This is a genomic window from Woeseia sp. D3-10, from assembly GCF_055809415.1.
Genome location: NZ_JBVVTW010000007.1, coordinates 1,244,564 through 1,268,051 on the forward strand (window position 1 = coordinate 1,244,564; position 23,488 = coordinate 1,268,051).

Here is a 23,488-nt window from a genome sequence, read left to right on the forward strand (position 1 = left end):
ACAACCAGATTCAGGAACCAATCGGCGACCCTGGCGGCACAGGAACCGGCGGCAGCTTGCGTATGCTTTGCGGGTCAGCTTCCGCCTGGGCAATACGTGACAACGCCATTCGATAGTGGCCACGCCATGACGCATTGCGCTCGCTGTCCACGCGCGACTCTAACCAGTCGTTCAAGCCTGCCACCGTATCCAGAGCGAGTGCCCGTACAGACGGCGATACACCCTCGTCAACCTGCAGGCGCAGGAGCGAATCCAGCACCAGCAGGTTCGTATTGCGTTGAATTTCTGCCAACTGGCCACTCTCGCGTTCCGCCAACCAGGTGGTTGCCAGCAAGGACCTGAGGACCTCGTCAAAACCTGGCATGTCCGCGTCGAGCGCGTTGGACGCGACGAGTCGGGCAGCTCGGTGGGGTTCCAGCAGGACCTGCAACGTCAATACCACCGAACTGCGTGCGGGACTGAAGGGATCAAAGGTCGGGCCAGTCTCTCGCGGAAATGATTCCCGGCCCAGCGTGTAACCTGGCGGGCGCGGCGGCAGCGTTGCCAGCAACTCCGGCGACAGCGAAAGCACTTCCGGATTAAGTGTCGCAAGCAACGCATCCAGTGCAGCGCGCTGGCGCCCAGCGGCGACTGGGCGGGTCGCTTGCTGACCATCACCGCGTAGTGCGTAACTGAAGTAGTCACCGCCCAGCAACTTGCCGACCGCCTGCAGTTGAAAGCGATGCAACAGGTAAACCGGCACCAGCACTTCTTCAAGCGTAGCCAGCGGACGGCCTTCGCGAATGTTATTGATCGAGAATCTGGCCAGTGCCTGTTCGCGAACAGCCATTAAGTGCTGCAATTCCGCAATTGCATCGGCACCGTTATCCCAGAGATTGCCGTCAGGATGCGCTGTACTGACAGCGCGCGAGTCTTCGTCCGATACGTATTTCAACGTGGCCAGAGTTTCCGCAAGAATGTCCTGGCGCGCGGCGTTCGCGTCAACGTCGTCAGCGAAATCCTGGTAACCGTATAGCACGACGCGTTGATCCCAGGCCGCAACCCCTACGCCGTAGGCATCACTCAGGTCGATATCACCTTCCGCAGTGAGACCAATGACCGGGAACGGGTAGTCCATAACCGACGTGCCACCCTGAGTGCTGGCCGCGAAATTGTGCTCTATACCAATCGTATGGCCGATTTCGTGCGCCGATAGCTGCCGAATACGCGCCAAAGCCATCGCCATCATTGCATCCGGTCGCTCGGCATCGCCGTACGGTGACAGCAGACCTTCGGCAATCAGGTAGTCCTGCCGAACCCGCAGCGAGCCCAGCGTGACATGGCCTTTCATAATTTCGCCGGTGCGCGGATCCAGAACAGACGAACCGTACGACCAGCCGCGCGTTGAGCGATGTACCCACTGTATGACGTTGTAGCGAACGTCCATTGGGTCCGCGCCTTCCGGCATCAGCTCCACGCGGAAGGCATCCTTGTAACCCGCTGCTTCGAAAGCGGCACCCCACCAATTGCCGCCTTCGATCAACGCGCTGCGTATCGGCTCGGGTGCGCCGCGATCAACGTAGTAAATGATCGGCTCGACAGCTTCACTCGTTGCCGCCGATGGGTCTTTTTTCTCCAGACGATGCCGACGCGCATAGCGCACCATCAACTCATCGCCGACCGGTGTGGCGTAATCCGCAAATCCGTCCGTCCCGTAGCTAAGCCCGATCAGCCCGGCACGCGGGTCATACGGCAACGGTTCGTAGTTGTCGTCCGGCAAACGAATGAAGGAATGATGCAGATGCACGGTAATACTGGTCGCATCCGGCGCAACGGTTCGCAGAATGTTGCCACTGGGCTCACCCTTGTACGTGATCACAGCCTCGACTTCGCTGTTGTCGGGGAACGCTTTGGTGCGCGGTGCGTAGATTGCCGAGCGTGCCGCATCCACCGCATACGTCCCTTCGCCGGTGTCTTTCAGGCGCCGCGCCAACTGGTGTGCGTCGCGCAAAAAGAAGTCCGTCGCATCGACGACAATTGCGCCGCTTGCCTGGCCTGCAATTGTGAAGCCCCACAGTACAGAGCGGGCGAATGACGCGGCGATCGCATCGCGTTCATCCGCGCTGTCGCTTTGCGCGCGATAATCCAGATTGTCGGCAACCAGTAATACCTTGTCACCGTGACGCTCGAACTGCACGACGTAGGCATCACCCAACTGACCGCGATCCAGGCCGAGATCGTTGGACCCTACGCCTCTGGCCATTGATGCCTGATAGAGAAACGGCGCGTCGAGTTGCTCGAGTCGCAGGTAGACTTTGCCACCGTCGACATCGTGATAGAGATCGATGAAACCAGGCAGGTGCTGATAGCTGGCCAGCTTTGAATTGAAATCGCTTTCAGTGGCCGGCTGCCCGCAAGCGGCTACCGCCAACAGTGCCAACATCAGTATTTTGCGCATGATTCCCTCGTGCATACTAAGGATTATGGTTCAGTCAGGCGCGGGAAGGGATTCCAGCACACTGGCGAAGTGTTGCAGAAACAGGTCTGCGTTTTCCTTGCTAAAAATCATCGGTGGCCGCAGCTTCAGGATATTGCTGTGCGGACCAATCGTGTTGGTCAGCACACCAAGCTCTTTCAAACCGCGCACAACCGCCCGCGCTGCCGACGTTGCCGGCGCACGTGTGTCCTTGTTGCTAACGAGGTCGACTGCCAGAAACAGGCCGTGGCCACGCACCTCGCCCAGCACGGCATGCTGGCCGGCCAGCGACGCAAGCCCCTTTTTCAGGTACTCACCGACGGCCAGTGCATTGGCTTGCAACTGATCACGCTCCAGCACATCCAGCACAGCAAGTCCGGCCGCTGCTGAAACCGGGTTGCCACCGAAGGTATTGAAGTAACCAGTCCTGCTGGCAAAGCGCTCGAGCAAGTCACGGCGCGCCACGGTGGCGGCCAACGGATGACCATTGCCCATCGGTTTACCCATCGTCACGATGTCAGGCACGACCGTGTCGGCTTCGAAGCCCCAGAAGTGCCGACCGGTCCGCCCGAATCCCGGCTGCACCTCGTCAGCAATGAATACACCACCCGCCGCACGAATTTTCTGCGCGGCAAGGCGCAGGAAGTCAGCGGGCATTTCAATGACGCCGCTCGATGAGGAAATAGTATCGACGATAAAGGCCGCCGGCCGGATACCGCGTGCCGCCAGCTCCGCGAGTGCCGCATCGACATAAGCGGCGTATTGTTCCCCCGCATCCGGGCCGCGGTGCGCGCCGCGGTAAGTATCCGGAAATGGCACCGTCACCACAGAGTCGGGGCGGCGTTCCGGCGGTGTATCTTCTGTCGAGATATCGGCGATCACCTGCGAATTGCCGTGGTAGGAAAACTCCGTGACGATCAGTCCGCTGCCACCTGTAACCAGCCGCGCTATTCGCACCGCGAGTTCGTTGGCTTCGGTCCCGGTACAACTGAACATCGCGGTATCGAGTTCGGCGGGCAACGTCGCCAGCAAGCGTTCGGCGTAGTCGAGTACGTTTTCGTGCAGGTAGCGTGTGTGCGTATTGAGTGTGCCGACCTGCGCGCGTATCGCCTCGACCACCTCTGGCCGGCAGTGGCCAACGTGCGGGACATTGTTGTACATGTCGAGGTAACGACGACCGTCAGCCGCGTACAGCCATACACCCTCTCCGCGAACGATGTGCAGCGGTTCGTCGTAAAACAGGCGGTAAGCCGGGCCAAGCAGGCGTTGCCGGCGTTGCAGCAAATCGCGGGTGGTCGCTGTACCTGCCGGCGATGCTGGCGTCATGACAAGATCGGCTGCAGCCTTAACCGGTGTGAGGCGCGGGATCCGCGGGCCGCTGGCTCAATCGTCCTGCAATGATGCCGCTGATCAAAATAAACAGGGCCATCGCAAAGAGGAACTCGGGGTAACTGCGCGTAATGCCGCAGTAGTAAGTCGCAGCGAAGTTAAAGCCCTGAAAAGTGTTGATCAAAATGTTGTCACGGCGCCGGATCTTCGGGAAGCGGATATTCGAAATCATCGCCAGCGCGAGGACGAACATCAGGACCGGCAAGTAAGCGTGCAACGGCAGGACGGCCGCAAAGTCTTCGTGTTTCGCCAGCAATATGACGATGGTCGATATCAGTCCGCCACCGGCTGCAGTAATTGGAATACCGGAAAACCAGCCGTCACTGGGTTTACCCGACGAGAGATTGAAGCGCGCAAGCCGCATGGCCCCAGCCAGCACAAACACACCCACGGACAAGAGCAACACCCAGTAAGCGTTGCTTTCAAACTGGACACCACCGATTCTCGTACCAGCCTGATAAACCAGCATGCCCGGTGCGACACCGAAGGACACCAGGTCCGCCATGGAATCGAATTCGGCGCCGAAGGTGGAGGTTGCTTTCAGCAACCGTGCGGCGAGACCGTCCAGCACGTCGAGCAAGCCACACCAGACAATCATCCAACCCGCGAGTTCGAGGTGGCCAAGTTGACTGGTAACGATTGAACCGAGCCCCAGCAGCAAGCTCGCGGCTGTGAAACTATTGGGAATGGTGTAGCGAAGAACACTCACGTTGACGGTTGCCCCGCGGCATTACCTTGAACCGGCAAACATTCTGCATGGCGTTGCCGCCGATGACCAGCTTGCATTCAGGCCAATGACCTGCCTAAGCCCGGGTTTGCGAACCCTTCTGCTCACCGATCAGCCCGGATACTGCGCGACTAACGCCGCTGACGCCCCCCCATGATACCGACGGCGCCGCGTGGCAACGTCACCTGCATCGGTATGCCGTCACGCACGATATCGACGAGTACAGTCTGGCCGGGCTGTCCCTGCACTATGGCATCGTTCAGATCCGACATGCTGTAGGTGCGGTTGCCGGCGTAACTGACGATCCTGTCGCCCGCTCGCAAGCCGGCCGTTTGCGCCGGCGAGCCATCCAGCACGCTGGAAACGGTCACACTGGTCGATCGGCCTGTAGCTTCCAGGTAACGCTCGTAGTCCTCTGCCCCCAGTTCGTCTCGAAATGCCTGGGCGCTTTCGTCGCGCGCCTGGCGAAAATCACTGAAGTCACCACTGCGCTGCGCTTCGTAGCGCGCCTCCAGCATGTCCAGTTCCAGTTGTGACTCACGTTGTGCTATCCACTCCGCACGGCTGGGCGAAAAGCCAGCAGCCAGCAGCTGCTCGCTGCGAGGCTCGCGGGAATTGCGGCGAAATGATCGGCGGGGGCCCGGCTCTTCCGCCTCAGCGCTTGATGCTGACGCAATGGATGCGGCGCCGCGATCCGCAACCGGCCGCAAACGATCAATCTCTTCGGTGAGATAAACCAGCTCTTCCTGCAGCAACTGGCGGGCCTGGCGTTCGACGCCCAGCTCGCGTTCCAGCACCGCCAAGCGTTGCTCAACTGGCTGCTGGTCATCGAAGTACACACCCGCGTTGCTTGGCAATGCCGGCGAAGTTACCTGGGTCTCACTGGGCATGAAACGGGCCACAGCGAAGCCTGCCAGCAACATGATCACGGCGAGGGGCGCAGCTCGTAGCACTTTGTCCGTCATAGTTCTGCTCATTGTCATGCTTTGAACGGAACCCGTACCCGCGGTTCCCTGTTTTGCCAGCCCACCTGCCAGCGTCTTACGGGCTCAAGCCGGTATGGTTGCCGGATGTGCACGGTCGACCCCGAACAGGTCTTCTGCATTCGCCACCAGGACTCGCACCTCAGCAGCAGACTGCGAACCCCAAGCCGCCTGTTGCGCGTACGCTGCCCGGGAGCAAACGATATAGCCAGCGACACAGTGAATACCAGTCTGCTGGCAATTCCCGACAAGGTTTTGGCAGGCATCATAATTCCTGAACGGCGGTTGGCTGTGAGTATGGCATTTTACGTCAGCGCGGCGAACCAGCCCATCGCTGCTGGCGTGCGGCCGTACTCAAGGCAGCGCCCCAATTGCTGGCAGGTGGCTCCTTTCGGTAGTGCCGGGTGCGGGCGCAAACGCGCGTGGTGCAGACAGTGTCCGACGCAGTCGACGAGCTCAACGCCGGGCCAGACACCGCTGTGGATGGCGAACAGCAACAACGAAGAGCTGCTGATGCAAAGTCGAATCAGGTGTCGCGCTAGGCGGCATTGGCGGGCCGGGGTCATCGCGACAATGCACACCAAAACTGGCAAAGTACCTGACTTCAGCGGCTTATTAGCTGTTGGCTGGCTATGCTGGCGAACTGATCAGAAGCAGCCTGTCTAAGTCCCTCGATAATGGAAAATGGAGAACTTCCGATGCGAGTATTTCTGCGTACCGCAATGGCCGGAGTATTGTTATGTTTCGCCAGCGTCGGTCTTGCCGATGAAACCGTCGACGACCGCTACACCTGGGATCTCAGCGAAATATTCCCTACGACCGACGCCTGGAACTCAGCTCGCGAGCAGGTGCTCGCCGATCTTGAAAAAATTGAAGCACGTCGCGGCACGCTGGGTGACAGCGCCGAATCGCTCGCTGATACGCTGCAGCTCATATCCAAAACGTCGCGCGACGCGTATCGGGTTTACGCTTATTCAAGCCTTGCCGGCGATGAGGACCTGCGCGATACGGCCAGTCAGGAACGCAATCAGCTTGGCGACATTATGTTTGCGCGTTTCTCGCAAGCAACAGCCTGGGTAGATCCGGAACTCCTGGACGTAGGCAAAGAAGTCATCAACGCCTACCAGAAAGAAGAGCCGCGCCTCGCACCGTTTGCATTCCAGCTTGAAAATACTCTGCGAAACGCACCGCACACACTTGGCGAAGAGGCGGAACAGACACTCGCGTATTTGTCGCAGACCTTTGGCTCGCCGAACAATATCTACAGCCTCGTCGCCAACTCCGACATTCCGTGGCCGGAAATCACCCTATCCAATGGCGAGAAAGACGTCATAGATTCGCAGGGTTACGGACGCTGGAGAAGCAGCGAAAACCGTGCCGACCGCAAGCTGGTGTTCGATACCTTCTGGACAAAATGGAGTGAGTACCGCAACACGGTAGGCTCAATCCTGAACACTCATATGCAGACCCAGGCATCGCTTGCTCAGGCACGCAACTACGACAGCGTGCTGCACCGCGAACTGTTCAACGACAACCTGCCGCCAGAGATCTACCGCACGCTGGTTGCCGAAGTGAACAAAGCCCTTCCAACCCTGCACCGCTACTTCCGGCTGCGAGCGCGCATGCTCGGCATCGAGCAAATGCATTACTACGATATTTATCCGCCGCTGGTCAGCCTCGACAAGAAATTTGATATCGAAACCAGCAAGGAAATCACTTTGGAGGCGATGGAGGTTCTTGGCGACGACTGGGTGGACCTGCAACGCGAGGCGATCAACGAGCGCTGGATGCACGTGTACCCGCAACGCGGCAAACGCTCCGGTGCTTACATGAACCCGATCGCGTTTGACGTACATCCGTACGTGCTGCTCAACCACAATGATGATTACGAATCGCTGTCCACGTTCGCTCACGAATGGGGCCATGCGATGCATTCGATCTATTCGAAACAGGAACAACCATTCGAAACCGCGTTCTACTCGACATTCATCGCCGAAATACCGTCGACGTCACTGGAGTTGATTCTGCAGGACTACATGACGAAAAATGCCAACTCAATCGACGAAAAATTATTCTACCTTGGCTTCGGTCTCGAGAGCATGCGCGGCACGTTCTTCCGGCAAACAATGTTTGCCGAGTTTGAACTCGCACTGTACGAAGCAGCAGAACGCGGTGAAGCGCTGTCCGGTGAACGTATGACAGAGATCTACGGCGACATTCTGAAGCGTTATCACGGCCACGACGAAGGCGTGGTCATCATCGATGACCTGTACACCAACGAGTGGATGTTCGTACCGCACTTCTACTACAACATGTACGTCTATCAGTACGCGACGTCGCAGACAGCAGGTACAGCGCTGTACGAAAAAATCAGAACGGAAGGCAAGGCCGGCGTCGACAACTACAAGAACCTGTTGCGCGCGGGCGGTTCGGACTATCCGTACGAGCTGCTGAAGAATGCCGGTGTCGACATGGCCACGCCCGCCCCCTACCGTGCAGCTGTCGCGAAGATGAATGCCATCATGGACGAGATGGAGCGCCTGCTCGAAGAGCGTGATGCTGGTAAATCACGACCGGCTGACTGACTCCGCGCTGCCAGCGGGGATGCGACCTGGTGTCGCACCCCGCATCGCAGCGTCAGCGCGGCGCACTGCTATTCAGCGACCTGCGCACTGCTGATAACCGCCGGGCAGGCGCTGCCGGCCACGTACGGACCCAGCCCGGTTGCCACACTCGCCACAGCACCGGCCGCCAATGTACCGTTGACACGGCGCTCCATTTGCCGTTGCGAATTACCTTCAGTGTACGCAACCTGTACCACCACATTTCGTAGTGGCAATAGCGTGGCATTGCGTACCGAAACCACCAGGTTGCCGTCGTTACCGGGATCGCATCGCTTCTGCACGTAGTTGCCCGGGTTTGCACCCACGTCCAGGCGCACAAGGTCGCTCTGCGCCTGCTGTGCGACTTCGCCCTCGCCTTGTGCCACGATCCGGTAATGTTCAATAGCCCGGCTACGATCGCCGCGCCGCGCCGCGATCTGTCCCAGGCTCAGGTGCGCCGGTGCAGTCGGTAGCAAGGTCAGGCTTTTCTCCAGATCCGACTCCGCTGCCACGTCGTTACCTGTACGCTCATAGGCGCGACCGCGCTGCAGGTAGTAGTAAAAGAATTCGCTGCGCCGACGAATCGCCGAATCGTAATTGGTGATGGCCATGTCGTATTTCTGTTCGAGCAAACGTGCGTCGCCACGCAGCGCGTAAAAATGTGCTTCGTCGGGCACTTGCTGAATGGCCACTTCCGCTTTTTGCAGTGCGAGCGCCGTGTTCTTGTCGGCGAGCGCCTTGCGGCCTTCCTCGTACGCTTCGTAGGCCGGTATCGCCGCCATCGTTTTGGCCATCGCGCGCCGGTAACGTTCCTCGCCGGACTCACCACCGGCCGGCAGTGTCGCCGCCGTTTTCAGATTGGCTTCGACCCGCTCCTGAGACGGCGGATGACTCGCAAACAGGCCACTCAACCAATCCGTACTGCGACCTTCGCTGAGACGAACGAAGGTCTGTTGCAACGAAACGGCACCTTCCGGGTTATAACCGGCGCGCGACATGTACTGCATACCGTAGTAGTCGGATTCGAGCTCGGCACTGCGGCCGTAGCGGCTGCTGATCAACTGCGCCGCAACACCGGCACCACCGACGGCCATGTTGCCGTAGTCGCTGTCGCTGGTTGCAACGGCTGTCGCAAGCACCAGGCCCTGCAGCAGCATGCCCTGCTCCATCTGCCGCGCGGAGTGCCGGGCCGCAGCGTGGACGATTTCGTGGCCCAGTACTGCAGCCAGTTCGGACTCAGACTTCAATTCCGTCAACAAGCCCCTGTTGATTGCCATTTTCCCGCCGGGTAAGGCCCAGGCATTCGGCACAGAGTTATTGAGAACGACGAATTCGTAGGGCAACTCGCGATCACTAACGGCCGCCAGGCGCTGGCCTACGCCCTGCACATAGTCGGTTAGTAACGGATCGATGTCGTACTCGCCACCTTGCGATTGGCGCATCGGCAGGTAGTTTTGCTCGCCCATTTGAATTTCAGTGGCTTCACCGACCAAGGTCAGTTCCCGCTTGCCGGTCACCGGGTTGACGGAACACGCCGCCAACGCCAACAACACGGCGCTCATCACAATAATTCGTTGCATGGCTTTCATATCTAAATTGACTCCTGCGAAATTACTCGCTTGCGAGCTCGGTTTCACGCATGGACGGGTCTTCGAATCCGGCGACTTCACCGCCGCGCGGCCATACCACAAGAACTCTCACGCCCTCGGGTGATGCGCTGCGATGCACGACCAGATCGGGCTCGCGCACGACCCCAACCATACCCGGATCGAGCAGGTTCGATACGCCGTTAACAATGTGATCCAGCTGACCTTCCAGCACAAAGATAATTTCGAACTCGTGCGGATGAGTTGTGCCGCTATAGTCCGGCGGAAAAAATATCTCGGCCATCTCGACGTCGTCGCTGCCGAGGTTTCGCGATTCCAGCAGAACCTTGATGATGCCCGGTTCGGTTTCGGTATCAAACTCAAACTGCCGCGTGCCAGCCGTGGCCACAGCGTAGTTGTACGTCTCTTTTTCGGCCGTTTCGGTACCGCATGCGGACAGGATGGTGAGCAGGACTACAGCCGTCGATACATTGATCATTCGGATATTCATGGCACTCCAGCGGGGCAAATGGTCGGGATCCCCTGGTCCCGGATGACCGAGTTTACGGCAGAACGGCTGGCATCTCACCGTGACCGAAGCGCGGCGACCACTGACACTGGCAGCAGAGAGCCGGGGACCTGCTACATTATCCCTGTGATCAAGGTCCTCTCATGCAATCTGTTCTCCGGGCGCGCCGACCCGGAGGCACTGGGTGCGCTGATTGATGAGCACAGTGTCGACATCGTCTGCGCTCAGGAATTGTCACCCCTGCACGCCCGCGCGCTGGCGAAACGATTGCCGTATGGCGATCTCGACCATGATCAGATCATCAAGGGCAACGGGATCGCCTGCCGCCGACCGGTCACCAGCCGCCGCATACGTCTGCCCAAGCGTGACGCCTGGGAAGTCACGCTCGCGCCGGAATATTGGCCTCCTCTGCAGGAAACAGTGCAGGTACTTAACGTGCACATCTCGGCTCCCCACTTGTGGCCGTATTTCCCTCACCCGGTGCGCCGTGCTGAACAACTCCGCTTGCTGCTGCAGGACCGCGCCGATTACGACAATACGCCGCATGCTATCTTTGGCGACTTCAACGCATCACCGGCCTGGCCGGTTTATCGTCGTATGCGCGAACGCTATGCAGACGCCACCAGCCTGACAGCGAGCAAAGGCACCGCGACTGCCACCTGGCCGCACGTTCCTTTGCTTGGCATCAATGGCTGGTGGCGCATCGACCATTGCTTTTTGTGGAAGCTCAGCGCTATTAACGTGCAGCGACTGGCAATCGCAGGCAGCGACCATTTCGCACTACTGGCGGAGCTGGAGAACGAACAACCCACTTAACGGCAACATCTGCTTGCCCTCGACCCGGATATTCAGTCAATGGCACGAACACCAATAGTCAGCTTGCGCGATCAGATACAGACCGGGGAAGTCGTCGAGCTTTACCGTGCCAATGGCTGGTCGTCGGCCGACAAACCCGGCGAACTCATGGCGGCGTTGCGCGCTTCGCACGCCCTTGTAACCGCCCGCATAGGGCAGCGGCTGGTAGGTATCGGCAACGCGATATCGGACGGCCACCTCGTTGTCTACTACCCGCACCTGCTGGTACACCCCGACTACCAGCGAGCCGGGGTAGGTCGTCTGATGATGCAGACCCTCAGCGAAAATTACGCGGGCCTGCACCAGCAAATGCTCACCGCCGACGAAGCGTCGGTCAGCTTTTACGAATCACTCGGTTTCGAGCGTGCGGGCAAAACGGTGCCAATGTGGGTTTATGCGGGTGATGAACACTGAGTTGCTCACACCAGCCCGTTGCGGAAATTTCACACGAAATTCCGTCATGCTTGGTTTCGTCGGTACACGTCGCCGCCTTACAGAAAAACCGGAGGTTCCTGTTTGACGGCTGGCGACGAATTACTGGTCGCCGAATCAAGTGTGCTTGCCGGGAGGCGGTTCGCTCCGGCTTCAGGAGCGTACGGCGAAGTGCCGCGGGTTACCCTGCCCCCCTTAAGGGAACGCGGTAACCCGGACGGTCATTGCTCGTAGACGACCTTCCCGCCCACAACGGTCATCAACACCCGACCGTTCAACAGGTCAGCCGGGCTGTCATCGGCAAGAACGAAAGGATCGATATCGAGAACGGTCAGATCCGCCCAGCGGCCTTTTTCGATAATGCCGCTTTCGTCTTCACGAAAACTGGCATAGGCCGACCAGTCGGTGTAACCGCGCACTGCCTCTTCCGCGTTCATGGCCTGTTCGACGTACCAGCCGCCTTCCGGCTGACCGGACTTGTCCTGGCGGGTGATGGCCGAATGCAGGCCATAAAAGATGCTGTGATCAGAGCCCGGATTGTCGGCATTGAAGGTCAATCGCGCGCCTGCCTCGCGCAGGGTTCGCCAAGCATAGGCACCGAGGATACGGTCGGCACCCAGTCGTTCCTCAGCCCAGGTCTTGTCTTCCATGGCATGCGGTGGCTCCATGGACGCAATAAGACCCAGCTTGCTCAGGCGCGGAATGTCATCCGGGTGAATGACCTGAGCGTGTTCTATGCGATGCCGGTTCTTACCCGCGGCCGGGTGCTGCTGAATGATGCCTTCCAGTATGTCTATTGCCTCGCGATTGCCGGCATCACCGATCGCATGGATCGCGACCTGGAAGCCGGCGGCCATCGCTTCGGCCATCAGTTGCTGGTTGAAGCCGTAGTCGCCGCCGCTGACGCCACGGTGTCCGGGCTGATCAGCGTAGTCGTAGAGCAGACGCGCGCCGCGCGAACCGAGTGCACCGTCGTAGTAGGCCTTGATCGTCCGGGTGACTAACATGCTGTCGTTGTCTTTGTCCGGGCCTTTTGCGATCCAGGCGCGCATGAGATCTTCATCACGCAGCGACAACATCGCGTAAACGCGTATTGGCAAACGCCCTTCGGCTTCCAGTTGTTCGAGTACCTGCATCTGCTGGCTATCAAGACCGGCATCGTGCACCGCGGTATAGCCGTCTGCTGCCATCTGCGTCAGACCGGCGAGTATGCGCACCGCCAGGGCTTCGTTTGACGCAACCGGAATCGCGTCGGTCATCATCGGCACAGCACGGTTCAGGAACAGCCCGTTAGGTGCGCCGTCGCTGCCGAGGCGCATTTCACCACCGACCGGCACTGCCGAGTCTTTGCTGATGCCCGCGACCTCGAGTGCTTTTTGATTCGCCCAACCCGCGAAGCCGTGCAGGCTGGCGAGAAAAACCGGGTGATCGGGTACCGCCGCGGAGAGCAATGCTTTGTCCGGGTAGCGGTTCGCCCAGGCACCTTCGTCCCAGCCGTGGCCCAGGATCCACTCGCCCTTCGGCGTTTGGCTGGCACGCTCAACGACCATCGCGACCGCTTCCTCTTCAGTCGCGACCTCTGCCAGATTGACCCGTTCAAGCACCGAGCCAAGTTCAAACGCATGGGTGTGTGAGTCGACAAGGCCCGGCAGCACCGTGGCTCCGGCCATGTCGACCACGCGGGTCTGTTCAGTTTTCAACTTCAGTGCGTCGCTGGTTTTGCCAACGAATGCAATGTGGTCGCCGGCGACAACCACAGCATCGGCATCCGGGTGCCAGCCGAATTCATTGCGCGGCGCATCATCGCCCAGAGACCCGTCTCGCGCCGCCTCATCCCAATCTAGCGTGTAGACGCGTGCATTGACCAATATCAGCGACGCTTCCGCAGCACCACTCTTGTCATCACCGGACTGAGCGCACGCGACCAGTAGTGCGGCAATCGCAATGACCACCAAAGTATTCCGTTGCTTCATGCAGAACTCCCCCAAGAGTTGGCTTGCCGGACGGTACCGCAGCGCGTCGACGAGATCGACTGTGGTTCGCGGGCGAGCAGGTGACCCGCATACAACGCGGCTGCCGATTTTCGAGCGCGGCCAAACTCAACGCGAATACTGCATTCGGCTGCGCAGTCCGCACTGCAGAATTGAATACAGATTACGGGCGTCAGGAACGACAGCGCCTACGCGGTAATCCAGTGTTTAACGTGTTCAACCATTGCATCACGCGCTGCAGCCGCATTTCCGGCTTCGATGAAACGGAACAGTTCCTGATGAACGTCGAGCATTTTTTGCGCCTGGTCGTGATCTGGCCACTGTGCCGGCGGCATCAGAACTTCGCGCATCGCCCGCAACTGCCCGATAAGCACTTCATTGCGCGTCGCCTGCGCAATAGCCATGTGGAATTCTTCACCAAGGACCGCGGACTTCTCGGGATTGTCGAGGTGTTTTTCCGCTTCAATCAGCACCTGGCGAATGCTGTCGATATCCTCATCAGTACCGTGCATGGTCGCCATGGCCACCGTCATACTTTCGATGCCTGCGCGCGCCTGCAGAATTTCCTCGCGAGTAACGCCGATGAGTTTCAGCTGAATTGCCAGCGAATCCGCAAAGCGGTCACCACTGCCAGCCGCGATGGTTGCGCCGCCTTTTGCGCCCATGCGGATATCAACGATGCCCATTGCTTCCAGGCTACGTAGTGCATCGCGTACACTCATACGGCTGACGCCGAAGAGCTTCGCGAGATCAGCTTCAGAGCCGAGCACGTCGCCAGTCTTCAGATCGCCTGCGAACAGGGCATCCCGGATTTGCGCTACGATCTGGCTCGACAACGTCATGCCACGCGACGGTCGAAAAGCGCCGAGGTTAGCTGCCAAAATTACTCCTGCGGACCGAAGGTATTGTTGCCGATGTTATTGATTTAACGGCGTGCGCGTCGGTGTGACGGCGACCCTTCGTAACTCGCTACATGGTATCAACGGCGTTTGTATATTATCAATATTAGACTTTGTTCCAGATGCAACCAGAGTGCTGTACAGAGCGGTTTGTACACTGGCGAATATCCGAGTTATCGCGATGCCAATCGGAGCCGCCAAGTCAACACGGCGAAATTTTACAACACCGAAAGCTCACCGGCATTTTCTTTCACAGCGCTCCCGGCAATTCGCGGGGCGCGCTGCCCTGTTCTTCGCCAACGCGGTGGCCGTTTAGATATCTCTGAATGACCAGTTCGTCCCAGCGGCACCGATTATTCGGGTGCCAGGCACTAAGGATCAACACACTATCGCGGCAGCTTGAGTTACCCTGCGTAACGCCATGAATGCCTCCGCCTTAAGCAATCGCAACTACCTCATTTATTTCATCGGCAACACCCTGTCTCTGCACGGATCATGGGTCTACCGGGTTGCTCTCGGCTGGTTGGCGTGGCAACTGACCGGCTCCGAATTCTGGGTCGGGGTCATTGCCTTCACGCAATTCGCACCTACCGTGCTGTTCGGCCCAATCTTTGGTGTCTTGGCCGATCGCTTCGATCGACGTGCCGCGTCCATTTTGATCAATACGCTCAGCATCCTGAACATGGTGTTATTCGCTTTGTTAACGGCGATAGGCAACACGGACATTTACGTACTGACCGTACTCGCCATGATGCAAGGCATACTCGATGGCGCGCACACGCCGGTGCGCATGGCACTGGTGCCGAACCTCGTTACGGAAGAGCAATTGCAAAGTGCGCTGGCGACGAACTCTATCTCCTTCAATTTGTCGCGTTTCATTGGCCCCGCTATCGCTGGCATTCTGATCGCAACACTTGGCGTCGCTTCGGCGTTTGCCTTCAACGGCATTTCCTACATCGCCATTCTGACCTCCTTGTTGATTGTCCGACTGCGACCATCAAAGCAGACGAACAAAATCAGAGGTGATGTCTGGCAGGAATTAAAAGACGGCGTCCGCTATGTCGCCCGGCATCGCCAGATTCGGGCGCTGCTGGCAGTCATCGCCGCGGGCTCCGTACTCGGACGCGGTCCTCTGGAATTGCTCCCGGCATTCGCGGATGCAGTGTTCAATCGCGGTAGTGTCGGTCTCGCCATTCTGACCTCAGCCATAGGCGGCGGCGCGATCATTGCCGGTCTGATACTGGCAAGAGGTGCTGCCTGGTTGCGGATCGAGGTTGTCGCCGCTGGTATCTTTGTTGCTGGCTTTTTGCTCATGCTGCTTGGCAACAGCGATGAATTCTGGCTAAGCACGGCGGTCGTCGCTGCTCTGGGGTGTACCTTGTCGTTGTGTGGTGTTGGCTCGCAAATACTGCTGCAGACCATTGTCGAAGACAGCGTTCGCGGGCGTGTCAGTAGCCTGTGGGGAATGGTTGCGTTTGGTGGCGTTGCGCTCGGCGGCCTCATCATAGGCAGTCTTTCCAGTGCGTTCGGCTTGCGCGAGGTCACGTTCATAGCCGGCGGCCTGTGCAGCCTGTTCGTAATAGCTATTATGTTGCGACGTCGCAAGCTGATGCGACTGCGCTTACGCGAGCTTGCCGCCCGCAGACTGGAGAGAGAGAACTAACCATGGCCAGAACTGAATCACGCATGCTGCGGCTCGGGACCATCGCGCCGGAGTTTTCGCTACCTGACCCTGACGGTGTTTCGCACTCACTGCCGGAAGCCGGTCAAAAGCGTGCGACTGTTGTTATGTTTATCTGCAATCACTGCCCGTTCGTAAAGCATATCCGTGAGGCATTGGTTGCGCTGGCGGCGGACTACATCCCCCTCGACGTTGCTGTCTTTGCCATTAACAGTAACGATGCCGATTCGTACCCTGAAGACAGCCCCGCCTGCATGCGCACAGAGGCGGAACGCTGGGGTTACTCGTTCCCCTACCTGGTGGACGAAGATCAGTCCGTCGCGAAAGCGTATGAAGCGACCTGTACACCGGATTTCTTCGTCTTCGATTCAGAGCTGGCCTTGCGCTACCGCGGCCAGCTCGACGACAGTCGGCCAGGCAACGGCAAACCAAATGACGGCTACGACCTGCGGTCCGCACTCGATGCGGTGCTGGCAAACACGCCCGTGGCAACGGCGCAAAAACCCAGCATTGGTTGCAATATCAAATGGAAGCCCGGCAATGCACCCGACTGGGCGACTTGAACCTGGCAGCCGAAAAAGACGGCGCGACCGCTCATGCTAACGAGGATCGCGCCGCATTCAGTTACGGCAAATCAGACCTCTGAATGACGCTCGCGGGGCTTGCGCGGCTTGCGCGCAACCTCGGCGCCTTCTATACGCTCGTGCTGCCGACGATGACGCAAAGCGTCGTGACGCTGGCCATGCATAGCCACTTTGCAGAAGCGGCTATCGAGCATGCGGTACGTAAGTTCATCAAGATCTTCAAAATCACTGCCGTAATGTCGTATAGACATCTGTCAGTCCTCAGCAAGTTCACAAATAACGGCAGGCGCTCGTCGTTGTAAACCCGGGTTTCAGGGATGCCTGGCGACTCCCGGAATTCGACTGTATGCGGTCAACGTGCACAAGGGCCACCCATGGGTGTGTCAACGCAATCAGTCGATCCGGAAGCCGCCTGCCTGCTCAAACTCGCCGTTTTCCGGCTGCGTCAGTGAGCGTACTCAGTGCCGTAGCCGTCAACGTCGTAATCATCAAAATCAGCAAGTTCTTCGCGTAAAAAACGATTCTCACGAGACATCTCGATTAACCGCCACACTGGAACATTACCGCCTGGAACGTCTTCCTTTTCGGGGATCGCTTCATCCACTTCTACATCGAGCGCTTCATCGAACTCAAAGTCGTCATCGCTCATCACAGTTTCCATCTCCGTATCGTCCCCGTACCAGTCTGTGTCTGCCTGAATATCAGGTTCTTGCGCCATGTTATTCTCCTCTCGGAGAGTCACTTTGACGTGAAGATAATCGTATTTACTTTTATGTCAAGGTATTTTCTTCGATTTTTTTACGCGACGGTAAGCCACTGAAATGCAAAACGATATGGTCGACGATTTACTCCAGCAATGGGCCGAGGAACGACCTGGCCTGGACGCTTCCGCACTTGGCGTCGTGGTCCGGATTCAGCTCCTGGGAAAACTGCTGGGCAATCGCGCCAACCGTGCACTCAAACAGCACGATCTGAAACACTGGGAGTACGACGTGCTTTCAGTGCTGCGCCGTCAGGGCGAGCCGTTTGCAATGCCCGCCACTGACATCGCACGGGCTGTGCATCTGACCAGCGGCGCCATGACAACCCGTATCGACGGCCTCGAACAGCGCAAGCTGGTGCGCCGCAAACAGAGCAGGAATGACGGCCGCTCAGTCATTGTGAAACTGAGCGCCAAAGGCCGACGCCTCATCGATCAGGCGATGCAAACCCGTTTTGAAGACGCGATTTCTGTAATGAAGAACATCGCTCCGAAAGAACAGCACAATCTGCAAGAACAACTCCGCCGCTTACTGCTTGACCATCAGAACTAACAGGTCGCTATTGCGCGTTCTATTGCAGGTAGCGGAGTTCATCAACGCCCATTCCACGAGTCGTTATCCCGAATATTTTAAATGCCGCGTGTGATTCAACAACGTTGCCTTCCAACAGCATATCCAGTTGATCGCGCGTGATTGGAAACCAGGCAAAGCGATCCAGCAGCACACAGGCAAGTCGGACAAAGATCGCTGGAACCGGTAGCAGCATTTTGCGCTTGCCGCTCGCGCTGGCGATGCGGCGAAGTATCGCCGGCCAGGAGAGTGTTTCGTTTCCGCCGAGGGGGAATACCTGGCCGTCACTTGCAGGGCTTTGCAACGAAGCGACAAAAGCACTGGCCACATCCTCCACATGTACAGGTGACAATCTAAAGCCACCGCGCGCCGGCGATACACCACGGAAAAAGACCGGCGCAGGCAACGGGGGTCTGATCATCTGGTCACGTAACTGCGTGCAGAACTCCATGTAACCGCGCGGATCGCCAAAGATCACCGACGGCCGAAATACAGTGCCGCGCAAGTCACTTTCGGCGAGGTATTGTTCCGCCGCAAACTTGCTGCGCTGATAGTCAGTACCCTCGCCGCAAGCGCCGTTCGCACTCATCAACACAAAATGCGTCACGCCCTGCTCAAGGGCCACGTCCATACAAATGCGCGCGCCGATGTTTTGCATGGCATCAAACGTGATTCCGGCTGACGGCCGCTCACGCAATATTCCGATCAGGTAGATCGTCGCATCGCAATCACGCATGCAGGTTGCCAGAGCCGCCCGGTCCGCGAGACTTCCACTGACCATGGTGCATTTCCCGGCTTCACGCAGCCGATGCTCGCTGCCCGGACGGACCAGCACCACAGGCTGATGACCGGCGGCAAGCAGCGCATCAATGATGTAACTGCCAACAAAACCCGTACCACCGATCAGGGCTACGCGCATCTGATTAACTCCCCGGTGCTCCGCTGACGCTCACCTGCTCCGCCATACTGTTGTGATACCGAATGCGAGCGCTGCGACAAACAGAAACATGACCGTCACTTTCTGTGGGAAATACGAAGAACGACGGAACGAATCAGTGATGCCGGTCACTGCCCACAGGTCACCACCACCTTTACCGACCACCAGTTGGCCGCGCATGCCTTTTTCCATGTGTTGCGCCATGTCGCAATGTATAAGGTAGTTCCTGTCTTCCGCGGGCACGATGAAGGTGCCACTCTGACGCTCGCCACCCATTGCCTCGATGTGAAACATGCCGGCTGGATACAGGTACTTTGGCAGACCGTGCACCATCCATTGATGCCGTGTTTGGTCCTCATTGACGAAGTCGATAGTGACCCGTGCGCACGGCTCAACCCGCACTTCGTGCTGGCTCATCCCGTAAATAATACCTGGTCGATCATTCGCAAATGTCCGGCCCGCGTGAATCTCGAAATGCTGTTCACGACTGATTTTGTCGCAGCCGTTCGGCAAGCGGCTCCGGTTCTCATTCATAACGACACCGGTTCGGGTAACGCTCATGCCGCTGTGCGCATCGTGCCCAGCATGGCCCTCGTGCTGCGCTGCGGCCAGATTACTGGCACCGGCAATGACCAGCAAGAACAGTAGCCTTGCACGCAAGTTGTTCACCGGCGGCGCAAAGCGCCAAAGGCAACGGCCAGCAATGCACCACTGCAGAGAGCAAGCACCAGCAAGCGCATGAACAGTCGCCAGTCGCTACCTGCTTCACCCAGCAAACCGGGAGCGTAGCTGCTCCATACCGGCACTTCACGGCGGTAGTATTCCGCCGTGAAATAGTTGTCCCACGACACACCTTGGGTTTTCGGCCAGCCATCGGCACGAAGATAATCTTCGTAAACTATCGCGCTGATGTTGCCGCCCGGCCCGATACCGTCGTTGGTCACGCCGTTGTTCTGATGATCATGAAACGGCCAGATACCGCGGCCATAGGCATGCAACCCGTCGTTAACGAAACTCAGCGCCAGATCCACACGCTGCGCGGTTGCCAGCCAAACCACGTCCTGTGGCGCCAGGCTTTGTTCCGGCAAAGGCACGCCATCGCGGTGGGTCACCGTGAACTTGTGGCCGTGGGTATGCAGCGCAATGCCCTTGGCGCCACCATTGACGACCCGCAGGCGCACCGTTTCATCCGTATCCGCAATGATCAGCGACTCACGGAAGGTGTACGGAAATGAACGCCCATTCAACGTGAAGTAGTCTGTCGTGGCGTCCGTAATGTCGTAGTCGCGGTGCATCGACTGGGTAACCAGGCGCGGGTCGTTGTCGTGCTGAATACGCTCGCTCAACTGTTGATCGAGGTCCATGTAGTGCAGGTCGTATTCCTGCGAGAACTTCTCCCGGGTTGCTTGCGACGGTGCACGCACCAGCCCCGCTCCGATGTTCATGGTCTGTAACCAGTTGTTCGGCCGGTTCTCTTCCACAACGAACAAGCCTTGCAGCCCCATCATTACGTGCACGTGCGGCTGCACATGGCAGTGGTAGTACATGGTTCCTGCCACCCGCGGCGTGAGTTCGTAACTCCTCGCGTTGCCAGGCATCACCGGCATTTCACTCGTTGTAGGCACACCGTCGTTGCCCTGCCCGCTCGCTGTGACGAACCCGTGATCGGCACCGTGCAGATGCAAGGTATGCGGCATGTAGTGACTGTTCTCCAGCGTAACGGTTACTACATCGCCCTGCTCAACCCGAATGGCCGGCGACGGCAGGCGCAGAGAGAACCGGGCCTGTTGTGATTCAAAGTTCTCGACCGCCATGCCGACAAACTTGGGCGCAAACACCCACATCCCCGGCTCGATTCCGGGCGCTAACGCGTAGCGGGTTACCTTGCTCTTATCGATAGGCGACGCGCCGTTCAGCTCGGCAACCTCGAGGCGTATGTGAATCTCATCGGGATCGCCGTCACCATCAAGATCACGACCTTTCTCGACCGCGTCTGCAGTCAGGCCGCTCGCCAGCAACGTTGCTTCGCTCACATTGTTCGTACCTTTGACGAACGCTGCAACCGTGTACGGATTGTCCGCAACACAGGGTTTGGATTCGGCAATTTCAACACCGTCGATAAGCTGCGCGTCGCGCCAGCCGGACGGATCCGGCGGACAATAGACCTCAGGCGTCAGCTGCGCAGCGGCTTTGGTCGCTGGCAAAGCCCGGTAACCGTCCGCGCCAAACCACGAAGTGAGCGTCAAGCGTACACCCTCCGGATACCACTGCGGCGGCCAGGCAATCAACGCGACGGCAACGATCAACAGCCAAGGGCCGTGCTTGCGCAAGCCACTCATTCCGCAACACTCCGATTCGCGCCGCCGATATGTTTCATCCGATAAAGAAACCCGCCCGCCAGTAACAACGCAACAACGAGCCCGAGCCACCCCCAAGGCACGCCGCTCGCACCAACCTTAAAAGGAAACACTGCGGTGTAGGTGTTCGCGTTACTGGGATGACCTGCCGTAACGATGCCGATATATTCGCCTCGCTCCGCAAACACGTGCTCAACCAGCAAAGTACCGTTGGACTTGATCGCCGGCGGAGCATAGAAGACAGTCGCTGCATCTAGGTCAGCAATCGCGTTTACATCTTTCTCGCGAGCAAACTCCCCTACACCGGTCACGTTGCGGATAATGCGAAAATCAACCGGCACGTCCTTCAGACTGCGGTGCAGGTAGTCCAGCACGAAGACAGTCTTGCCAGTGACCGGCAGGTCCTCGCAAAACTCGGTGTCACCTTTGGCATTTGGTTGATAGGCCGTGAAATGCGCGTCGTAAAAACCGATATTGATTATGCAGGTGTCATTGCTGAGCACGACCCCGCCGCCGGCAAAGGCACTGCCAATTAATGCCAGCCATAGCGCAGCCGTCGCTGTAGCGAGCGACTGTCGCAGGCGGCGCCCGCGTTCGCTAGCGATGAAACACTCAGGCGCTGGCGGTGTCTGGCTCGCCGTTAAGGCGGGTGATCGTGAAGCCCGTGTAGCCATAGATAATAGAGACCAGCGGGTTAATAAGATTGAAGAAAGCAAACGGCAGGTAAGCCAGCGTTGCAACGCCCAAAGTTGCTGCCATGTAAGCACCGCAGGTATTCCAAGGCACCAGTGGTGAGGTCAACGTGCCCGAGTCTTCAACGACGCGAGACAGATTCACTGGGTCCAGATTGCGCTTCTGGAACTCGGCTTTGAACATTTTCCCGGGCAGCACGATGGCGATGTACTGATCCGCAGCAATGATGTTGATTCCGATACAGCTCAATACCACGGTCATGATCAACGAACCGGTCGTCTTAGCGGCGCGCAATGCCGACTCGATCAGGCGCGCCAGCATGCCGGCCTTTTCGAGTACTGCGCCGTAAGACAAAGCCGTCAGAATCAACCAGATTGTGACGAGCATGCTGCTCATCCCGCCGCGTGATAACAGGTCGTCAACGTCACTGACACCTGTGGTGGACACATAGCCATCCGACAGTGCCAGCCAAACGCCTTTGGTCAATGCGAGGCCGACCGGCAGATTGGGTGAATCTGCGAAATCCAGTACCACCTGTGGCTGCAATACGATAGCGACGAAACCACCCAGCAACGCACCGAACAGGATCGTTGGCAATGGCGGCACTTTTTTGTAGGCCATGAAAAAGACAACCAGCAAAGGAATCAGAGCGATTGGTGTGACGTTGAACGCACCGTCCAGCGTCGTCATCAGATCCTGCAACGCAAAATTCTCTGCCGGTACGTCAGCCATAAGCCCGATCACCGAAAAAGTGATCAGCGCCAGAATAATGGACGGCCCGGTCGTCCAGGCCATGTGCCGTATGTGCGTGAACAGATCCGTTTCCACGACCGCTGGCGCGAGGTTGGTGGTATCCGATAGCGGCGACATCTTGTCACCGAAATACGCGCCCGACACGATCGCACCTGCCGTAATCGCTGGCGACAAACCAAGCCCCAGTGCCACGCCGACCAGGGCGACACCGAGTGTTCCGGCCACCGTCCAGGAACTGCCGGTTGCCAGCGCTGCAATGGCGCAAATCAGCAGGCTCGCCGCGTAAAACCACTGCGGGCTCAATAATTCCAGCCCGTAGTAAATCAGTGATGGCACGGTACCGGCCATCAACCAGGTACCGATCAATGCGCCGACGGACAAGAGGATCAGGATCGCGCCCATCGCAGTACTGATTCCCGCGACGATGGCTTTGAGTATTTCCGGCCAGGTGTGGCCATTGCGAATGGCGATGATTGCGGCAATCGCGGCGCCCAGGGTCAATACAATCTGATTAGGTCCGCCCGATGAATCAGAACCGAACAGATAGACAGACAGCGCCAGCATCAGGATCAGTGATATGACGGGAATCAGCGCGTCGACCATAGACGGCTTTTTGAGTTCGCTCATAAGTTCTCGGACCTTTTCCTATAGTCGATCAGTTCTCATTGGTTGCAGCAGCGTGGCACTGTCAGCGCACGAACTG

Annotated in this window: 21 protein-coding genes; 6 read left to right on the plus strand and 15 right to left on the minus strand. The window is 58.3% G+C overall.

Annotation, left to right across the window (positions count from 1 at the left end):
* Nucleotides 1-10 precede the first annotated feature (10 nt).
* From AC0L8N_RS06365 to AC0L8N_RS06380, 4 genes are all read right to left on the minus strand, one after another.
* Nucleotides 11-2,437, minus strand: a complete 2,427-nt coding sequence (locus AC0L8N_RS06365) for a zinc-dependent metalloprotease (RefSeq protein ID WP_473666732.1) — start codon at nt 2,435-2,437, stop codon at nt 11-13.
* Between the two features lie 30 nt (nt 2,438-2,467).
* On the minus strand, nt 2,468-3,781 hold the full coding sequence (locus AC0L8N_RS06370) for an aspartate aminotransferase family protein (RefSeq protein WP_473666733.1): 1,314 nt from the start codon (nt 3,779-3,781) through the stop codon (nt 2,468-2,470).
* 19 nt (nt 3,782-3,800) lie between these two features.
* Nucleotides 3,801-4,553 carry a CDP-diacylglycerol--serine O-phosphatidyltransferase gene (gene pssA / locus AC0L8N_RS06375; protein WP_473666734.1) on the minus strand — a complete coding sequence of 251 codons (753 nt, stop codon included), beginning with the start codon at nt 4,551-4,553 and terminating at the stop codon, nt 3,801-3,803.
* A gap of 149 nt (nt 4,554-4,702) precedes the next feature.
* Nucleotides 4,703-5,548: a PDZ domain-containing protein gene (locus AC0L8N_RS06380; protein WP_473666735.1), complete on the minus strand. Its 846-nt coding sequence runs from the start codon at nt 5,546-5,548 to the stop codon at nt 4,703-4,705.
* Nucleotides 5,549-6,252: 704 nt separating this feature from the next.
* Here AC0L8N_RS06380 and pepF point away from each other — a divergent pair.
* On the plus strand, nt 6,253-8,139 hold the full coding sequence (pepF, locus tag AC0L8N_RS06385) for an oligoendopeptidase F (protein WP_473666736.1): 1,887 nt from the start codon (nt 6,253-6,255) through the stop codon (nt 8,137-8,139).
* 68 nt (nt 8,140-8,207) lie between these two features.
* On the opposite strand, the gene AC0L8N_RS06390 is transcribed toward pepF, so the two are convergent.
* Together AC0L8N_RS06390 and AC0L8N_RS06395 are read right to left on the minus strand one after the other, a co-directional pair.
* Complete coding sequence (locus AC0L8N_RS06390; RefSeq protein WP_473666737.1) at nt 8,208-9,746, minus strand: M48 family metalloprotease; 1,539 nt, start codon at nt 9,744-9,746, stop codon at nt 8,208-8,210.
* Between the two features lie 22 nt (nt 9,747-9,768).
* Nucleotides 9,769-10,254 carry a cupin domain-containing protein gene (locus AC0L8N_RS06395; protein ID WP_473666738.1) on the minus strand — a complete coding sequence of 162 codons (486 nt, stop codon included), beginning with the start codon at nt 10,252-10,254 and terminating at the stop codon, nt 9,769-9,771.
* A 144-nt stretch (nt 10,255-10,398) separates the two neighbouring features.
* On the opposite strand from AC0L8N_RS06395, the gene AC0L8N_RS06400 reads away from it, so the two are divergent.
* Nucleotides 10,399-11,088, plus strand: a complete 690-nt coding sequence (locus tag AC0L8N_RS06400; RefSeq protein ID WP_473666739.1) for an endonuclease/exonuclease/phosphatase family protein — start codon at nt 10,399-10,401, stop codon at nt 11,086-11,088.
* 39 nt (nt 11,089-11,127) lie between these two features.
* Complete coding sequence (locus AC0L8N_RS06405; protein WP_473666741.1) at nt 11,128-11,541, plus strand: GNAT family N-acetyltransferase; 414 nt, start codon at nt 11,128-11,130, stop codon at nt 11,539-11,541.
* A gap of 239 nt (nt 11,542-11,780) precedes the next feature.
* On the opposite strand, the gene AC0L8N_RS06410 is transcribed toward AC0L8N_RS06405, so the two are convergent.
* Both AC0L8N_RS06410 and AC0L8N_RS06415 read right to left on the minus strand, forming a co-directional pair.
* Entirely contained in the window at nt 11,781-13,532 is a 1,752-nt protein-coding gene (locus AC0L8N_RS06410) for an amidohydrolase (RefSeq protein ID WP_473666743.1), read from the minus strand.
* A gap of 206 nt (nt 13,533-13,738) precedes the next feature.
* Nucleotides 13,739-14,431 carry a FadR/GntR family transcriptional regulator gene (locus tag AC0L8N_RS06415; RefSeq protein ID WP_473666744.1) on the minus strand — a complete coding sequence of 231 codons (693 nt, stop codon included), beginning with the start codon at nt 14,429-14,431 and terminating at the stop codon, nt 13,739-13,741.
* Between the two features lie 439 nt (nt 14,432-14,870).
* Between AC0L8N_RS06415 and AC0L8N_RS06420 the strand changes: the two genes are divergently transcribed.
* Both AC0L8N_RS06420 and AC0L8N_RS06425 read left to right on the plus strand, forming a co-directional pair.
* Complete coding sequence (locus AC0L8N_RS06420) at nt 14,871-16,112, plus strand: MFS transporter (protein ID WP_473666745.1); 1,242 nt, start codon at nt 14,871-14,873, stop codon at nt 16,110-16,112.
* A gap of 2 nt (nt 16,113-16,114) precedes the next feature.
* The gene (locus AC0L8N_RS06425; RefSeq protein WP_473666746.1) at nt 16,115-16,693 is read left to right on the plus strand and encodes a thioredoxin family protein; all 579 of its coding nucleotides are present in this window, start codon (nt 16,115-16,117) and stop codon (nt 16,691-16,693) included.
* Between the two features lie 71 nt (nt 16,694-16,764).
* Here AC0L8N_RS06425 and AC0L8N_RS06430 read toward each other — a convergent pair whose 3' ends face one another.
* Nucleotides 16,765-16,965: a hypothetical protein gene (locus AC0L8N_RS06430; RefSeq protein ID WP_473666747.1), complete on the minus strand. Its 201-nt coding sequence runs from the start codon at nt 16,963-16,965 to the stop codon at nt 16,765-16,767.
* A 194-nt stretch (nt 16,966-17,159) separates the two neighbouring features.
* Complete coding sequence (locus tag AC0L8N_RS06435) at nt 17,160-17,432, minus strand: hypothetical protein (protein ID WP_473666748.1); 273 nt, start codon at nt 17,430-17,432, stop codon at nt 17,160-17,162.
* A gap of 103 nt (nt 17,433-17,535) precedes the next feature.
* On the opposite strand from AC0L8N_RS06435, the gene AC0L8N_RS06440 reads away from it, so the two are divergent.
* The gene (locus tag AC0L8N_RS06440; protein ID WP_473666749.1) at nt 17,536-18,027 is read left to right on the plus strand and encodes a MarR family winged helix-turn-helix transcriptional regulator; all 492 of its coding nucleotides are present in this window, start codon (nt 17,536-17,538) and stop codon (nt 18,025-18,027) included.
* Between the two features lie 19 nt (nt 18,028-18,046).
* Here AC0L8N_RS06440 and AC0L8N_RS06445 read toward each other — a convergent pair whose 3' ends face one another.
* The 5 genes from AC0L8N_RS06445 to nhaC are packed head-to-tail and all read right to left on the minus strand — an operon-like array spanning nt 18,047 to nt 23,412.
* Entirely contained in the window at nt 18,047-18,964 is a 918-nt protein-coding gene (locus AC0L8N_RS06445) for an NAD(P)H-binding protein (RefSeq protein ID WP_473666750.1), read from the minus strand.
* A gap of 30 nt (nt 18,965-18,994) precedes the next feature.
* The gene (locus AC0L8N_RS06450; RefSeq protein WP_473666751.1) at nt 18,995-19,642 is read right to left on the minus strand and encodes a cupredoxin domain-containing protein; all 648 of its coding nucleotides are present in this window, start codon (nt 19,640-19,642) and stop codon (nt 18,995-18,997) included.
* A 5-nt stretch (nt 19,643-19,647) separates the two neighbouring features.
* Nucleotides 19,648-21,321 carry a multicopper oxidase domain-containing protein gene (locus AC0L8N_RS06455; protein WP_473666752.1) on the minus strand — a complete coding sequence of 558 codons (1,674 nt, stop codon included), beginning with the start codon at nt 21,319-21,321 and terminating at the stop codon, nt 19,648-19,650.
* The gene (locus AC0L8N_RS06460) at nt 21,318-22,013 is read right to left on the minus strand and encodes a hypothetical protein (protein WP_473670249.1); all 696 of its coding nucleotides are present in this window, start codon (nt 22,011-22,013) and stop codon (nt 21,318-21,320) included. Before AC0L8N_RS06460 ends, AC0L8N_RS06455 begins: the two co-directional genes overlap by 4 nt.
* Nucleotides 21,952-23,412 carry a Na+/H+ antiporter NhaC gene (nhaC, locus tag AC0L8N_RS06465; RefSeq protein ID WP_473666754.1) on the minus strand — a complete coding sequence of 487 codons (1,461 nt, stop codon included), beginning with the start codon at nt 23,410-23,412 and terminating at the stop codon, nt 21,952-21,954. The genes AC0L8N_RS06460 and nhaC overlap by 62 nt, the downstream gene beginning before the upstream one ends.
* Nucleotides 23,413-23,488 lie beyond the last annotated feature (76 nt).

What these genes read in the sequence shown, in the direction of transcription:
- AC0L8N_RS06425 (WP_473666746.1), top strand. Translation starts at nt 16,115, where the DNA reads ATGGCCAGAACTGAATCACGCATGCTGCGGCTCGGGACCATCGCGCCG.
- AC0L8N_RS06430 (WP_473666747.1), bottom strand. Translation starts at nt 16,965, where the DNA reads ATGTCTATACGACATTACGGCAGTGATTTTGAAGATCTTGATGAACTT.
- AC0L8N_RS06380 (WP_473666735.1), bottom strand. Translation starts at nt 5,548, where the DNA reads ATGAGCAGAACTATGACGGACAAAGTGCTACGAGCTGCGCCCCTCGCC.
- AC0L8N_RS06395 (WP_473666738.1), bottom strand. Translation starts at nt 10,254, where the DNA reads ATGAATATCCGAATGATCAATGTATCGACGGCTGTAGTCCTGCTCACC.
- AC0L8N_RS06410 (WP_473666743.1), bottom strand. Translation starts at nt 13,532, where the DNA reads ATGAAGCAACGGAATACTTTGGTGGTCATTGCGATTGCCGCACTACTG.
- AC0L8N_RS06405 (WP_473666741.1), top strand. Translation starts at nt 11,128, where the DNA reads ATGGCACGAACACCAATAGTCAGCTTGCGCGATCAGATACAGACCGGG.
- AC0L8N_RS06460 (WP_473670249.1), bottom strand. Translation starts at nt 22,013, where the DNA reads ATGGCTACACGGGCTTCACGATCACCCGCCTTAACGGCGAGCCAGACA.
- AC0L8N_RS06455 (WP_473666752.1), bottom strand. Translation starts at nt 21,321, where the DNA reads ATGAGTGGCTTGCGCAAGCACGGCCCTTGGCTGTTGATCGTTGCCGTC.
- pepF (WP_473666736.1), top strand. Translation starts at nt 6,253, where the DNA reads ATGCGAGTATTTCTGCGTACCGCAATGGCCGGAGTATTGTTATGTTTC.
- AC0L8N_RS06420 (WP_473666745.1), top strand. Translation starts at nt 14,871, where the DNA reads ATGAATGCCTCCGCCTTAAGCAATCGCAACTACCTCATTTATTTCATC.
- AC0L8N_RS06370 (WP_473666733.1), bottom strand. Translation starts at nt 3,781, where the DNA reads ATGACGCCAGCATCGCCGGCAGGTACAGCGACCACCCGCGATTTGCTG.
- AC0L8N_RS06435 (WP_473666748.1), bottom strand. Translation starts at nt 17,432, where the DNA reads ATGGCGCAAGAACCTGATATTCAGGCAGACACAGACTGGTACGGGGAC.
- AC0L8N_RS06440 (WP_473666749.1), top strand. Translation starts at nt 17,536, where the DNA reads ATGCAAAACGATATGGTCGACGATTTACTCCAGCAATGGGCCGAGGAA.
- AC0L8N_RS06445 (WP_473666750.1), bottom strand. Translation starts at nt 18,964, where the DNA reads ATGCGCGTAGCCCTGATCGGTGGTACGGGTTTTGTTGGCAGTTACATC.
- AC0L8N_RS06390 (WP_473666737.1), bottom strand. Translation starts at nt 9,746, where the DNA reads ATGAAAGCCATGCAACGAATTATTGTGATGAGCGCCGTGTTGTTGGCG.
- nhaC (WP_473666754.1), bottom strand. Translation starts at nt 23,412, where the DNA reads ATGAGCGAACTCAAAAAGCCGTCTATGGTCGACGCGCTGATTCCCGTC.
- AC0L8N_RS06365 (WP_473666732.1), bottom strand. Translation starts at nt 2,437, where the DNA reads ATGCGCAAAATACTGATGTTGGCACTGTTGGCGGTAGCCGCTTGCGGG.